Here is a 14,127-nt window from a genome sequence, read left to right on the forward strand (position 1 = left end):
CCATACCCTGCAAGCAGCTGCGTTGCAGGGTATGTCCGGAATTCGTTTTCTCTTTTATTTTACTTTTGGCAAAATCTGTTCTACGTCTGTGTGAGGTCTTGGGATCACGTGTGTTGCCACCAGCTCTCCCAGTCTTCCCGCACTGTCTGCTCCTGCTTCCACAGAAGACTTTACAGCGCCTACGTCTCCTCTTACCATTACCGTTACCAGCCCGGAACCGATCTTTTCTGTCCCTACCAGTGTTACGTTTGCTGCCTTACACATTGCGTCTGCTGCTTCCACTGCCGCTACCAATCCTCTGGTTTCTACCATTCCCAATGCTTCCTGTGCCATGTTCATATCCTCCTTTTGTTCTCTGTGTCTGCTTTTCCCTGCGGATCCGTCTCATCTTTTCGGATCTTTCCCGGGGCTTTCTTTACCGTTTCGGTTGATTCTTCTTCTGGTATTTCTTCTGCTCCTTTTTTTGAGCCTTTTTTTCAGGCTTCTTTTCTGCTTTCTGAAGCGCTTCTTTTTGTACTTCTTTTATGCTGTCTACCGGTTCTGTTTCTTCTGCCTCTCTCGCGCTTTCTGCCGATCCTTTCGTCCCGGCTGCCTGCTTGTCTGTGCTTTCTGTGGGCGTTGTCTCCACCGCTGCCTGTGTCCTTGCTTCCGTCTTATCTGTCCGGAACCGGCTGGCGCTAAGCGCCACCAGACGTTGTATCTCCATGTGGGGACTGGCGATGACCCCGGATGCCACCGGCTTTTTGATTCCCTGGGTATTTGCGGCTTCCACTGCTTCCTTGACGGAGGCAACGTCTCCGCTGACGATGATGGTAGCCAGTCGGCCTCCCAGCTTTCTTTCCCAGGTTTCCAGCGTAACTCCCGACGTCTTGCACATAATGTCCAGTGCGTCAATCGCCGCCACCACTCCGGTTATTTCTACAAATCCATATGACTTTCCCATGGGTCCTCTCCCTGTCTTTGTATTATACGCCCGGCAGGATCTTCTCTACGTCTGAGTGAGGTCTTGGAATCACATGTGTTGCTACCAGCTCTCCCAGTCTTCCTGCCGCTGCACTGCCGCTTTCTACTGCTGCCTTTACCGCTCCTACATCACCTCTTACCATCACCGTTACCAGACCGGAACCGATCTTTTCTGTCCCTACCAGGACTACCTCCGCTGCCTTTGTCATTGCATCCGCCGCCTCGATCGCCGCCGTCAGTCCTCTTGTTTCTACCATTCCCAATGCTTCCTGTGCCATGTGACATTCCTCCGTTTTCTTTTTTACAAGTTTTTTACAAATGCGTTCTAATTTTTGTCAAAAGCATTTAGCTTTAACATCTTTTCCGTATCCCCGGTGGGATTAGGGATCAGATAGCTCTGTACCACTCCCGTTACCTGGGATGCCTTTTCCTTTGCCGCCGTAAGCGCCGCTTCCACGTCTGCCACAGCACCTCTGAACTTTACCGTGACCAGAAGGGGTACCGGCAGCTCCTCTGCATTTCCCGGCTTATTTTTATCGAAATATTCCAATCGTACATTCCCGGCCTTGCATCCTGCATCCGCTGCAAGGAAGGCGCAGACCAGACCATATACTTCCAGGATTCCTACTGCTTCTTTCATATCCATGCGCTCCGTTACCGATTAATGATGGCGATCTTCAGTCCCGTCATTGCCAGATTTTTCTGGTGGGCCTCATTGATCTCTTCCAGAGAATAGGTGTCTGTGATCAGCTTTTCCATCGGGAGGCCGATCCCCTTTGCCCGTTTCAGGAAATCAAAGGTGGTGGCATAATCTCTCAGCGTATATACCCAGGAACCTACCAACGTAATTTCCTTGGAACAAAGATCAAAATGAGGATTGATGGTGGCGTCTCCTCCGTTGATAAAGAATCCCAGCTCGCACAAGCCTCCTCCGTTCCGGATAAACTTATAAATATTGGCGTGCGCCATGGGGTTTCCGGTGCACTGGAAAGCAAAATCTGCCAGATGTCCGTCAAACTGCTCCTTCACTCCCTGAGTCAGCGCTTCCAGACCCTTGTGCTCCTGGAAGTTCACCGACTTCATCGCTCCCATCTCTTTTGCAAATTCCAGCCGTTTTGCATTTCCGTCTACTGCTACGATATTCTCAATTCCCATCGTCCGCAGCACCGCGATACAGATCAGTCCGATGGGGCCGCATCCTTGTACCACGACTCTGGAATTGAACCGCAGGATCCCGGTAGTCTTTGCCCGTTCCACCGCGTGGATCAGTACGGCAGAGGGCTCGATCAGGATTCTGGAATACAGATCCAGGTCACTTACGTTAAATACAGTAGAGCCTTCTCGGATCAGGATATAGTCGGAGAACCAGCCGTTAAAATGGATCTTGTCGTCCGGAAGCAGGCCATATACGTCTGCCCCGCCTACGTTTTGCTTGTTCATATCAAACATGGTAATATCCGGATCGTCCTTGAAGATCATACAGGTTACCACCTTGTCTCCCACCCGCAGATCCTTTCCCGCACTGTCCTTCTTTACATGTTTTCCCATTTTTACGATTTCTCCGGTACCCTCGTGTCCCAGCACCACCGGGATCAGCCCGAAGGGATCTCGTTTAAACTCATGGGCGTCCGTTCCACAGATCCCACAGCCTTCTACCTTTACCAGAATGTCTCCGTCTCCTACTTCCGGAAGGGGGAATTCCTTGATGTCATAATGCTCCAGGTCTGTCAGCATGGCCACCCTTGCCGTCCCGGGAATGGCTTCCTGTCCCTTTGCCGGAGCAGTCATGCCGGAGGGCTCCGCCATCATGTTGGCCAGCACCTGTTTTACGATTTCTTCTACATTCACATTGCTATTCATTGTTTCCTCCTTACCGAATACAAAGACTTTCGGACATGACACACTTACGCCGTTTTGTAAAGGTGCTGGCACTGGTCAGTCCTTCGCCGGTTCTGCTGGCTATGGTGAAGGTACAAAAGCCTTCGCCACCAAATCCCAATGCTGCGTAAGAGGGCCCGTTTTTTACCAGGATCGCCGTGTCCAGTGTCCTTGCGTAATGGGTGATCCGATCCACATTCTTGGAATGAATGTGTGCGGAATGCCTGTTTCCATGCTCCAGCCAGAGCGCCTGTTCTACCGCGTCTTCAAAGTCCTTTGCCCTTACGATCCCCAGAATAGGCATCATCAGTTCCTCCGCGATCAGGGGATGCTCCTTTGGTCCTTCAAAAATAATGCATCGGATCCCGTCAGGCACAGACACGCCGATCATTTCCAAAAGCGTCTTTGCATCCCTGCCCACACACTTGCGGTTCAGCCTGCCGCCTTTTAGCACCAGCTCTGTCAGTTTCTGCTGTTCTTCCTGACTGATCTGGTAACATCCCTGTTCTGTCTGCATATAATGGAGCAGCTCATCTGTGATCTCGCTGACGGCCACCACCTCTTTTTCTGCAATACAGGGAAGATTGTTGTCGAAGGTACATCCGTTTACAATATCTCTTGCCGCTTTGGCAATGTCCGCCGTTTCGTCTACCAGGGCAGGAGGATTTCCTGCTCCTGCTCCGATCCCCCGTTTCCCGGAAGAAAGTACCGCCGTTACCACGCCCGGTCCGCCGGTCGCCGCGATCAACGGAATGTCCGGATGCTTCATCATCACATTGCTGCTGTCCATGGTAGGCTTTCTGACAGTTACGGCAATATTGTCCGGCCCGCCTGCTTCCAGGGAAGCCTCGTTGATCAGATTGACGGCATAGATGGACGTCTGGATCGCTGCCGGATGTGGATTAAATACCACCGTATTTCCACCTGCCAGCATCCCGATGGTGTTGCAAAGCACCGTTTCACTGGGATTGGTACAGGGTGTAATGGCTCCTATCACCCCGAACGGTCCCATTTCTATCAGGGTCAGCCCCCGGTCTCCCGAATAAGCTTCTGTCTTAATGTCTTCTGTCCCCGGAACCTTTTCTGCCACCAGGTGATGCTTCAGGATCTTATCACCCACGTTGCCCATTCCGGTTTCCTCTACGCCCATGCGAGCCATGACCTCTGCCTGCTCCTTTGTTTTTTTACGAATGGCAGAAATGATCTTTTCTCTTTGATCCATGGTCATCCGTTTTACGATCTGCTGCGCTTTTTTCGCCGCCTCGATGGCCTCTGTCATCTCCTCAAACACTCCGTGCTTCGTGGCTGCATCTTTCCGGATCTCCAGCTTTGCCACCACTTCCTGCACGATATTTTGCAACAGTTCCTCATTTATCGGCACGAAACCACCTCCTCTAATAACTTCTTCCCGTACACAGCCAGTCCTTCATCCTGTTCTGCACTTCCGCCGCTGATGCCCAACGCTCCGATGATCTTTCCGTTCTCCTGCAGTATCTCGCCTCCGCCAAACAGAACGATCCTGCCATGGTTGGTAAACTGTATCCCGTACAGAGACTGTCCCGGCTGTGCAGCTTTTCCCAGTTCACTGGTAGACCTTTGAAAGGCAACGGCTGTGTAGGTCTTATTGACCGCCACATCGTAGCTTCCCCGGTAAGCCCCGTCCATACTGCGCACCAGTATGGGATGGCCCGACGCATCTGAAACGGCGCTGACGATGGCAAGTCCCAGTTCTTCTGCCCGGTCTTCTACACATTCCACCAGGGCAGCCGCCAGTTCCAGGGTCATTCCCAGACGCTTATCCCGGCTTCCGCCCCAGGCTGCTTTTACAAGCCTTGCTACCCTTTCTTCTTTCATCTGTCTGCCCTGCCTGCACTACATTCCCAGCTGTTCCATCACTTTTGCGGTAATGGAGGCTACCAGATCGGCATTGCTTGCCGCCTCTGTCTTCGGCTTGCTCTGACTCTGGCATCCGCAGCTGTGGCAGTTCTTTCCGTTTTTATTCTGGCAAAGGTCTGCCGGGTGTTTTCCCGGAATTCCCATCTTTCTTCTGATCTCGTACAGTTTTTCTACCGTCTGGCTGTCAAACTCCTTCGGTCCGCCCAGCATTTTGGACTTGTACAGCAGTTCTGCATAAAATTCTACCGACTCCATCTTGTGGTAAGCAGACAGCAGATCCTGTGCCCAGGTCAGAGCGCCATGGCTTTCCAAAAGTACGGCGTCATAGTACGGCAGGTACTTTTCTACATTGTCCGGAATCTCTACCGTAGAAGGAGTTCCGTATTCTGCGATAGGAACACATCCCAGGGAAATGACTGCTTCCGGCATAATGGGCTGGGTCAGCGGGATCCCGGCAATAGCAAAGCTGGTGGCAAAGGTTGGATGGGCATGTACTACCGCTCCTACATCCGGTCGTTTTTCATAGACCCTCATATGCATCAGAATCTCAGAAGAAGGACGGAAGCCTTTGTTTGCCTGGATCACTTCTCCCTTGGCATTGACCTTGCAGATATATTCCGGCGTCATAAATCCCTTGGATACTCCGGTAGGGGTACACAAAAACTCATTGTCGTTCAGCTTTACAGAAAAGTTCCCGTCGTTTGCGGCAACCATGTTTCGGTTGTAGACTCTTCGTCCGATCTCACACATTTGTTTTTTTATTTCGTACTCATTCAACATCGCTTGTTCCTCCCTGGAATGATCATTTTATTTGTTTTTCTTGGTTCTTTTTGTATTTTAATCTAAATACAACATAATGTCAACTATTTATGTGTTGTTTTATGTTGTTTTTAACCGTTTCAGATCTTTTTCCCGGATTTCTATCCCATTTCCCCGTCATCTAGGTTCTTGTGATCTCGCACACACTGAAATCCAGCTTCCTGCTGGCATACTCCAGAATGGCACAGACCGAGGCTTCTACCTCTGATACACTTCCTGTGATCACCAGTGATCCGCTGACATGGTCCATGAAGCCGATCCGGATCCCGGAAGCCTTCATTCCGATATCTGCCAGGATAATGGCCGTCTCCGCCGGAGTCACCGTCAGCACCCCAATGGCTGCTTTTACTTCCTTTCCGGGAGCCAGCCCTACTTTTTCATAAAGGCTTCGATCCGGATTGGCGATGATATGTGCCAGCGTCAGCTGTTTTCCCGGTACCAGCTCCTGTACGATCCTTTGTTTTTCACTGTCTCTGTATTCCATATCACCCTCCGATCTGACACGCCAGCATGGACGCCGACTCTGCCGCCTGTTTCAGTCGTTCCATCTTCTCCGTGGTGGGAGGAAGTACGTCTCCCATCAGATAGTTTCTCCCAAGACCTTCGTATTTGTCCTGCCCCAGTCTGTGATACGGCAGGAGAAACAACCTTTTAACTCCCGCCAGTTCTTTCGCAAAGGAGGCAATAGCCCGGATCTCTTCCGTTGTGTCATTGAAGCCCGGGATCACCGGAATCCGGATATTCAGTTCTGTCGCTTTCGACGCTGCGATTTTCTTTGCATTTTCCAGGATCAGCCGATTGTCCTTTCCGGTGTAGGCCTTATGCTTCCCAGGATCCATGTGCTTGATATCCAGCAGATACTGATCCAGATACGGCAGAAGTTCCCGGATGGCCTGATAGGGTGCGCAGGCGGTACTTTCCATGGCAGTAGAAATTCCTGCATATTTGGCAGCTTTCAAAAGATCTCGGGCAAATTCCGGCTGACAAAGGCTTTCTCCGCCAGAAAGGGTCAGTCCCCCTCCGGAACGCCGGTAATAGGGGCGGTCTTTTTCTACTGTTTCCATGACTTCTTCCACCGTCACATCCCGTCCCATGATCTTTTCCTTCCCGCCTACTATCATGGTCTGGATCCGATATTCCTGGGACTCCGGATTGCAGCACCAGCGGCATCTTAGAACACATCCCTTTAAAAACACAATGGTCCGGATGCCGTAGCCGTCGTGGATAGAGTATCTCTGGATATCAAAAATCCTTCCTTTTGTCTGTCTGTAGTCTTCCATAATTAGATTCCCTGCTCTGTTCGGTTGATGATGTCGTCCTGTAAGGACTTGGAAAGTGTGGTAAACAATGCGCTGTATCCTGCTACCCGCACGATCAGATGCGCATATTTTTCCGGATGTTTCTGTGCATCCAAAAGCGTTTCCCGGTCTACCACATTAAATTGCATGTGGCTTCCCTTCTGGTCAAAGTAGGAGCGGATCAGACTGACGAAGTTGTCCAGTCCCTTGATCCCGCTAAGGGCGGAAGGATGCAGCTTCTGGTTAAAAAGAGTTCCGTTGGAAGCGATTCCGTGATCCAGCCTCGCCACCGAGTTGGCAGCCGCCGTAGGTCCATACACATCCTTTCCGGCAGAGGGAGAAACTCCGTCCGCCACCGGTGTGTGCGCCAGCCGTCCATCGGGGGTTGCTCCCGTCTGGGCTCCCAAAGGAACGTTGGCCGATACCGGATACAACCCTGCCTGATAGGTCCCTCCTCTTGGGTTACGGTAGTATGGAAGCGGCTTTGTATAAAGGTATGCCACTTCTCTGGCAAATTCATCAATTTCCTCCTGATCGTTCCCGAATTTGGGAACCTCGTCGATCCACTGCCGCAGCTTCCTGTATTTCTGCTTTTCTTCTTCCGGGATCAGATCCTGACTTAAGGTTTTGACCACAGCTTCCACTTCCTTTGGCCCCGCCTTTTGTCCCTGTTTCTCCAGTTCTCTCAGGATATCCACCGCCATCTCTGTCATGCTGACCGCGTCCAGGCCTTCTCCGTAATTCAAGGCCATTGCCTTTCTATATTCTCCCAGAGTCACCTTCTTTTCTTCAAATACCAGCTTCTTGATGGCATACAGGGAGTCTGCCATATTGGCGATCCCAAAGCCCTGGGGACCGGTAAAGTTATAGACGGCTCCGCCTTCCTGTACCGTCTTTCCTTTCTTCATACAGTCGTCCACCATCGACGACAGGAAAGGAAGCGGACATCTCTGTGCATGCGCCACGTCGATGGCATTGTCTGCATTGACCAGAAGAGAGATCTGGTAATTCATCTGCGCTTCGTAGGCTTTATAAACTTCTTCAAAGGTGGTCATCTGCTCCACATCGCCCGTCCTGACACCTACCAACTCTCCTCTGTCCATTCCGTTGGAAAACACCAGTTCCAGCGGACGGCACATATTAAAGAATGCTGCGTCATGCCACCCTTCCGTTTTTCCTGCCTTCTGAGGCTCCACACAGCCGATGATGTTGTAATCCCTGGCGTCCTCCAGCGTCAGCCCCCTGCTCATCAAAGAGGGAATGATCACTTCATCATTGTAATAGGCCGGCAGCCCGATCCCCGTCCGGGTCAGTTCTGCTGCCTTCATCAGAAGATCCTGCGGCGAACCGTTCCACACCCGGATAGACAGAGACGGCTGCGGCAGAAATACATGGTGAGACGCCTGAATACACATAAAGGAAAGATCATTGGTCACGTCACGCCCCTCTGTATCCTGTCCTCCCACGATCAGGTTCTGGAACAGGCTGTAGCCGGCAAATCCCTCCGCACTGGCAGCATCACGGCATTTGTTCAGGTCGTTGAGCTTGACCCAGATACAGTCGATCAGCTCCTGTGCCTGTTCTCTGGTCAGCCTTCCCGCCTCCAGATCCGCCTTATAATAGGGATACATATACTGATCGAATCTTCCCGGAGAGATGGAATGCCCACTGGATTCTATCTGGATCAGCTGCTGTACAAACCAGAAGCTCTGGCATGCTTCATAGAAGCTTTTTGCCCCCTTTTCCGGCACATTTTTGCAATTTTCTGCGATCTTAAGAAGCTCTTCCTTCCTCCTTGGCTCCCCTTCTTTGGCAGCCAGCTCTCCCGCCAGCTTTCCGTATCGTTTCCCATAACGGATCGCAGCCTCACAGCTGATCAGAACCGCCTGCAAAAATCTGGACTTGGAGGCATAGTCAGGATCACCCACCTGACAGCTCTCCAATTCTTTTTGTGCCTCTTCCAGAATGCCCTGATACCCTTTTTGCAGTACCATCTCATATTTGACCGTCACATGACCCACTCCGTTATAGAAGTAATTCCCGGCAGTAAACATATTGTGAGCGATGGCTTTTTTGGTTTCCTCCGCCATATAATGCTCGGCCAGTTCACTGGTAGTTTTTCCTTTCCAGTAGCGGTGTACCTCCCGCAGCTTCTGTTTCGTTTCCTCTGCAATGTAAAAAGGGTCTGCCGCTCTGGTCTCTACCGTATCAAATTCCTCTTCCAGCCAGGCATAAGAAAATTCCGGATAGGTCTGGCACCCTCTCGGAGCCAGTGTGGTACTTCCTACGATCAATTCCTGGGGACGTATCAGGATGGGAATATGATCCAAAATATGGGCGAATGCTTTCGCCCGGCGCAGGATCATCGGTTCTCCCTCTGTTTCCTTGTAGGATTCCGTCAGCAGCACCGCTCTGGCGGATTCGATCTCCGGCATTTTGGCATACAAATGCTCTACCAGGGCCGGGATCCGGTCTGTCTTTGGAATGTCTGTACTGTTATACTTTCCCATTCTTCCCTCCATTTTGTGTGTTCTATTGGCTTTTTATGAATTTTATGTTGTTTTTATTGTATTTTATGTTGATTATATGTTGTTTTTATTGTCCTGTCAAGGATGTTCTATCGCTTTTCCCACCACAACCCACAAATACACCACAAAAAACAGCAGCCAGACTCTTTCTTCTGACTGCTGCTATTACGAACTACCTTTCTCTTTCCCGTTACGCCCAAATTTTTCTTACTGAAAATGCCATTGCCTCTTCCGACCTCACCGGGCTGTCTGCCGATTCCTCTCTGAATTTCCTCCTACAGCTGCCGTTTCAGAAGCTCTCTCACGCTTTCCATGACGCATGCGCTTTCGTGGCCCGCCTCCCGCCGCACTTCTTCCTTTGCCCACTTCATGGCAAAGCTGTCCGGCACCAAATGAAACATGGGAATATCATTGGTATTGTCCCCGAATACCAGAACCTCTTCTACGGACAGCCCTCTCTCCTTCAGCAGCCACTGCAGCGCGCTTCCTTTATCTGCTTCCGCCAAAACCAGATCCAGCCAGCTTTCATCCTGAAAGCTGATCCGTACCTCGTGATCTTTCTCCCCCTTCCTTCTGATCCAGCCTCCTTTTTCCCCCGATCCCAGAAAAAACGACATTCGAAGCACCGGTTCTGTCACTTCCCTGACGTCCCGAACGGGCATGACTGCTCTTCTTTGTTTCTGATACCTGCTTCTTAGCCCTTCATTTTCGTATTCTGTGTAGCAGGTGTGTTTCCCTGCCAGCAAAAGCTCCGCTTTCTGTCGTTTTGCCTCCTTCACCCAGTGTTCTACCGTTTCCCGGGGAATGGGTCTGCAATGGAGCATCTTTCCCTTCTGTATGATCGCGGCTCCTTCCTCGCAGATCATGGTCACTTCATATAGCACCGGCGCAAGCAATTTTTTCAGATCTCCGTAAGATCTGCCGCTGGCTACCACAAAATCTATTTTCCGGGATCCCAACTCCCGAATCCCGTCGAAAAATTCTTCTGGAAGCCTCTCTTCCCCCTCTTTTAACAGGGTTCCATCCAGATCACTGACAATACATTTCTTTCTCATGCTTTCTTCCCTTTCCGTCGAATTCCTTTCCCCGCTTCCCTTCTTTATCCGTTCTATTTTTCAGGACAGATCATCCTTCTTCCTGTATTTCTTTGAATCTCTTTGCATTTCTTTGGATTTTCTGTATATCCAGCGTCATTATAGCAAACTCCTGCGGAGATTTCTACTTTCAAAAAGCCACAGGCTCCTGCCGGACTCCTCGCAAGAACCCATTGGCACATCTGCTCTTCGCTTCTCTTAGATGTATTCATGATCCAGTTACATTATCTGACCCGTCAACTGTTTTTCGCAACAGATCCGCTTTCTCCGTCTCTCTGTTAAAAAAACACCTTGAAATTCCGCTCGTTCTTTTCTACAATTTACCTAGGCTGTCCCCACCGCCTTCTTACAGGCAGTTTTCTTCTGCAACAGACAGCCTTGATAGATTCCAGGCAAAAAGGAGAATGCTTATGCTGAAAACAAACGTGATGCGCCTGCTGGATCAAAAGAAGATCCCTTACACTACCCATGACTACAGCGATACCGACGCCCTCAGCGGAACAGAGGTCGCCTCCATTCTTCATCAGGATCCTTTACAGGTATTTAAGACGCTGGTCGCTGTCGGCGCTTCCAAAAAATATTATGTGTTTATGATCCCTGTCTGCAAGGAGCTGCAGCTTAAAAAAGCCGCTCAAACAGCGGGAGAGAAAAAAATAGAAATGCTGAAGGCAAAGGAACTGCTGCCGCTAACCGGATATATCCATGGCGGCTGCTCTCCCATTGGTATGAAAAAGTCTTTTCCTACCTTTATCGATCAGCAGGCTCTCTCCTTTCCTACCATCATTTTTAGCGGCGGAAAGATCGGCCATCAGGTGGAATTGTCTCTTGAGGTTCTCAAACAGATCCTTCCTTTTGGCGTGGCAGATCTGACTTAGGGGAGAATTCTTTCCTGCGCCTTCTGATGTTCTTCTCTTGCTTCCGAAAGCGCAATAAAAAAAAGGATACGGCAACTGACAAATTGTATCAATTACCGTATCTGTTCCGATGCGGATGACAGGACTTGAACCTGCACGTCATGGACACTAGATCCTAAGTCTAGCGCGTCTGCCAATTCCGCCACATCCGCATGCCTGTCCCAAGTCAAATGATGAAAACAGGGCACTCCCTATTCTACTTTTTTTAGCGATTTTTGTCAATTCTTTTTCAATAAAGAAGGCTCGTGAAAGCCTTTTGAAAAGCCTTTTGTCCTATCAGCCCAAAAGGCATCCTAGGATCCCGATCACAAATCCATTTCAAACACAAAACGAACGTCAAAACTGCCATCAGCTTTCGCTGATGGCAGAAATTGTGTCTGTTTCTTCAATGATCCGGCTGCCAAGGCAGCCAACCAGGATCTTTCCCGCTTTCAGCGGTTCTATATTCCCTGTTCCTCTTTTCTTTTCGTGAATACCAGGATCCCTCCTGCGATCGAAAGCAGCATTGCCCCGGAATAGAACAGAACCTTCGGAGAATCTCCCGTTTTTGGAGCCGCTGTTGATTTCTTCACGCCGGCAACCTTTCCCGGAGCTTCCGGCTTGGAAGGTTTTTTTGGATCCGTCGGCTTGGAAGGATCTTTTGGATCTGCCGGAACATCTTTTTCCGCAAGATATTTTACTGTCAGTTGAATGGCATCTGTGGTCGGATCTGTGGAATCTTCTCCCCCGTCCAGCTGAACTCCCTTCCACTTATAATCGAAACGGATCACATTTCCCGTCAGCTTGTGCGTTGCCTTTGCCTGGAAGACTCCTGTCACATCCCCTTTTATCGTGTAGTTCTGTCCGCTCACTGCATCGTCTGCAAATGTCACACCGCCAACTTCCACTTTTAAGTGATCTTCTACTCCGTCTACCGCTTCCTTGATTTCCTTAAATGTATTTACTTCTGCGGCAACCACCATGGTAGCGCTTAGTTTCTTGCCCTCTATCTTCGCATCGGAGATCTTGAACTTTCCATTGGCTCCCTTCAGCTCAATATGATCCTTTGCATTCTCCGTAAACCGAAGTCCTTCCGGAAGCTCCATAGATGCTGTAAATGCATGATGTATATCGCTGATGGCGATATTCGTGGCAACCTGGTCTGCCTGATAGGCGTTCTCTACCTGCTTCATTTGCGTCTTGATCGGCTTTACATTCAGAAGTCCCGTTACCTTAAACGTATCTGCTTTTTTGAATACCGGAACCTTGGTGTGCTGGGTATCCTCATTTACCAGCAGGTCTCCGTCCAGATTTCCCGTCTTCTGGATCGTCTGCTCCGTCGCTGCCGGATAATGCACGGAAATTGCGATCTCTCCCGGATTGGCTACGCTTTTTCCGCCTTCCGACTGCTTTCCGTCCCACTGTAAATTAAAATTGATCGCTTTTCCGGAAACGGTATGGGTTGCCTTTGCTTCCATCCGTCCGGTCACCAGGCCCGTTACCTCATAAGTTTTGCCGCCTTCCGCCGCTTCATTAAATTTGACTGTCCGGAAGGTGACTTTCAGCTCATCGTCCATTCGGTTGATGGCATCCCGAAGCTTATCATAGCTGGTTATGCTTTCGGCTCCCGCCAGCTTGAGGGTGACTACCGCCACCCTGTCAGCATTCTCCAGCGTAGTCTGTCCGACCTCAAACACCCCGTTCGCGCCGGAAAGCGTCGCCTCTGTTTTTGTGAAGCTTAACTCGTATGGCAACATCAAGCTGGCTGTAAAGGTACTCTCCAGATTTTCCAATTTGATATTTGAGGCTTCTGCACCTGCGTAGGTATTTTCGATCTTTGCCATCTGTTCTTTGATGGCTTTTACGTCCAGTGTCCCCACAAAATCCATTTCTTCCGTCTTCTGCTTCGTGACTGCCGTATTTCCCGTATCATCCCCAAGCTTCAGATCCGCGTCCAGATCCAGCTGCTGCTTTACATCCTCGTTGCTTGGCTGTCCAAAGCAGTTGGCCGCTGAAAATCCCGGCGCCAAAGGCTGCGAGCTGACATCTGTTCCATAAACCACCTTTGAAGGTGCCCAAAGAAAGCTTCCTGATGCATGCGTCTCAAACTCTCCCTTAGCCGTGACAGTCTGCTTCTCAAATTCCTTTGTTTCGTCCAGACTCCCCGCTGTAACGGTATAGGGAATGGTGATATCGATCGTCTTGTCTGAGGCTCCTCCTCCATCCTTGAGGTAATATTCATAGATGCCCGACCAGTTTACATCCTTTAACGGAAGCTTGAAGGTCACCGACTGTCCGCTGACATTATGCGAAAATGCGGTGGTATTAAACATGGATGTGGCGTTGGTCTTCTGAATGGCAGCGCTGTCAATGACGGCGCCTGCCGGAAAGGTTACCGTGTATTCCACATAGGCAATCGTGTTGGCTCCATCCTTTCCGTGCGGATAGAATCCGTTAACTGCCGCCAGTCTCATTTGGGTTTCAATCCCCTGCATCACCTTTCCCATAGGAATGGAGGCCTTCCAGCTTCCATTGAATGTGGCGGTATTCTGAGCGGCTCCACAGCTTGCCGTCCCGCTCGTCTGAGTGTACTGTGCCACCTGTAGTTCATCCGCCGCCTGGACGACCACCGCTTTTGGCAACAGCATCCCCAATGCCACTGCCATTGCTGTCAGAAAAGCGAATCCCCTGTTTCTTTTCTTGCAATTTTTCATTTCTTTTCCTCTCTTGACTTTGAATCCTAGCTCCTATATATGAA

Annotated in this window: 14 protein-coding genes and 1 tRNA gene; 1 reads left to right on the forward strand and 14 read right to left on the reverse strand. The window is 50.2% G+C overall.

Translation table 11 applies throughout. From position 1 onward, the window contains the following. Positions 1-54: 54 nt before the first annotated feature. The 12 genes from SOW26_RS08640 to SOW26_RS08695 all read right to left on the reverse strand — a co-directional run bounded on the left by SOW26_RS08640 (position 55) and on the right by SOW26_RS08695 (position 10,437). Positions 55-333, reverse strand: coding sequence for a BMC domain-containing protein (locus SOW26_RS08640; protein WP_154476536.1), 279 nt, complete (start codon positions 331-333; stop codon positions 55-57). 82 nt (positions 334-415) lie between these two features. Continuing rightward, the gene (locus SOW26_RS08645; RefSeq protein WP_320652248.1) at positions 416-943 is read right to left on the reverse strand and encodes a BMC domain-containing protein; all 528 of its coding nucleotides are present in this window, start codon (positions 941-943) and stop codon (positions 416-418) included. 22 nt (positions 944-965) lie between these two features. Next, positions 966-1,241, reverse strand: a complete 276-nt coding sequence (locus SOW26_RS08650; protein ID WP_154476540.1) for a BMC domain-containing protein — start codon at positions 1,239-1,241, stop codon at positions 966-968. A gap of 47 nt (positions 1,242-1,288) precedes the next feature. Continuing rightward, complete coding sequence (locus tag SOW26_RS08655; protein ID WP_154476542.1) at positions 1,289-1,603, reverse strand: BMC domain-containing protein; 315 nt, start codon at positions 1,601-1,603, stop codon at positions 1,289-1,291. A 14-nt stretch (positions 1,604-1,617) separates the two neighbouring features. Next, entirely contained in the window at positions 1,618-2,823 is a 1,206-nt protein-coding gene (locus SOW26_RS08660) for a zinc-binding dehydrogenase (RefSeq protein WP_320652249.1), read from the reverse strand. Between the two features lie 10 nt (positions 2,824-2,833). Then, positions 2,834-4,222 carry an aldehyde dehydrogenase family protein gene (locus SOW26_RS08665; RefSeq protein ID WP_276959130.1) on the reverse strand — a complete coding sequence of 463 codons (1,389 nt, stop codon included), beginning with the start codon at positions 4,220-4,222 and terminating at the stop codon, positions 2,834-2,836. Continuing rightward, positions 4,213-4,695, reverse strand: coding sequence for a GlcG/HbpS family heme-binding protein (locus tag SOW26_RS08670; protein WP_154476546.1), 483 nt, complete (start codon positions 4,693-4,695; stop codon positions 4,213-4,215). The genes SOW26_RS08665 and SOW26_RS08670 overlap by 10 nt, the downstream gene beginning before the upstream one ends. Before the next feature lie 18 nt (positions 4,696-4,713). Further along, positions 4,714-5,517, reverse strand: coding sequence for a class II aldolase/adducin family protein (locus SOW26_RS08675; protein ID WP_154476548.1), 804 nt, complete (start codon positions 5,515-5,517; stop codon positions 4,714-4,716). A gap of 160 nt (positions 5,518-5,677) precedes the next feature. Continuing rightward, positions 5,678-6,040, reverse strand: a complete 363-nt coding sequence (locus tag SOW26_RS08680; protein WP_276959133.1) for a BMC domain-containing protein — start codon at positions 6,038-6,040, stop codon at positions 5,678-5,680. Between the two features lies 1 nt (position 6,041). Next, a complete protein-coding gene (locus tag SOW26_RS08685; protein WP_276959135.1) occupies positions 6,042-6,836 on the reverse strand; it encodes a glycyl-radical enzyme activating protein in 795 nt (264 codons plus the stop codon). Positions 6,837-6,838: 2 nt separating this feature from the next. Next, a complete protein-coding gene (locus tag SOW26_RS08690; protein ID WP_320652250.1) occupies positions 6,839-9,364 on the reverse strand; it encodes a glycyl radical protein in 2,526 nt (841 codons plus the stop codon). Between the two features lie 293 nt (positions 9,365-9,657). Beyond that, entirely contained in the window at positions 9,658-10,437 is a 780-nt protein-coding gene (locus SOW26_RS08695; RefSeq protein WP_320652251.1) for an HAD family hydrolase, read from the reverse strand. Between the two features lie 449 nt (positions 10,438-10,886). Here SOW26_RS08695 and ybaK point away from each other — a divergent pair, with 449 nt between their 5' ends. Continuing rightward, positions 10,887-11,351 carry a Cys-tRNA(Pro) deacylase gene (ybaK, locus tag SOW26_RS08700; RefSeq protein ID WP_330683558.1) on the forward strand — a complete coding sequence of 155 codons (465 nt, stop codon included), beginning with the start codon at positions 10,887-10,889 and terminating at the stop codon, positions 11,349-11,351. Between the two features lie 110 nt (positions 11,352-11,461). Here ybaK and SOW26_RS08705 read toward each other — a convergent pair. Next, positions 11,462-11,542 (reverse strand) — tRNA-Leu (locus SOW26_RS08705). A gap of 288 nt (positions 11,543-11,830) precedes the next feature. Then, positions 11,831-14,083, reverse strand: a complete 2,253-nt coding sequence (locus tag SOW26_RS08710) for an LPXTG cell wall anchor domain-containing protein (protein ID WP_320652252.1) — start codon at positions 14,081-14,083, stop codon at positions 11,831-11,833. Positions 14,084-14,127 lie beyond the last annotated feature (44 nt).

The sequence above is a fragment of the Suipraeoptans intestinalis genome (genome assembly GCF_034091795.1).
Taxonomy (GTDB): domain Bacteria; phylum Bacillota; class Clostridia; order Lachnospirales; family Lachnospiraceae; genus Suipraeoptans; species Suipraeoptans intestinalis.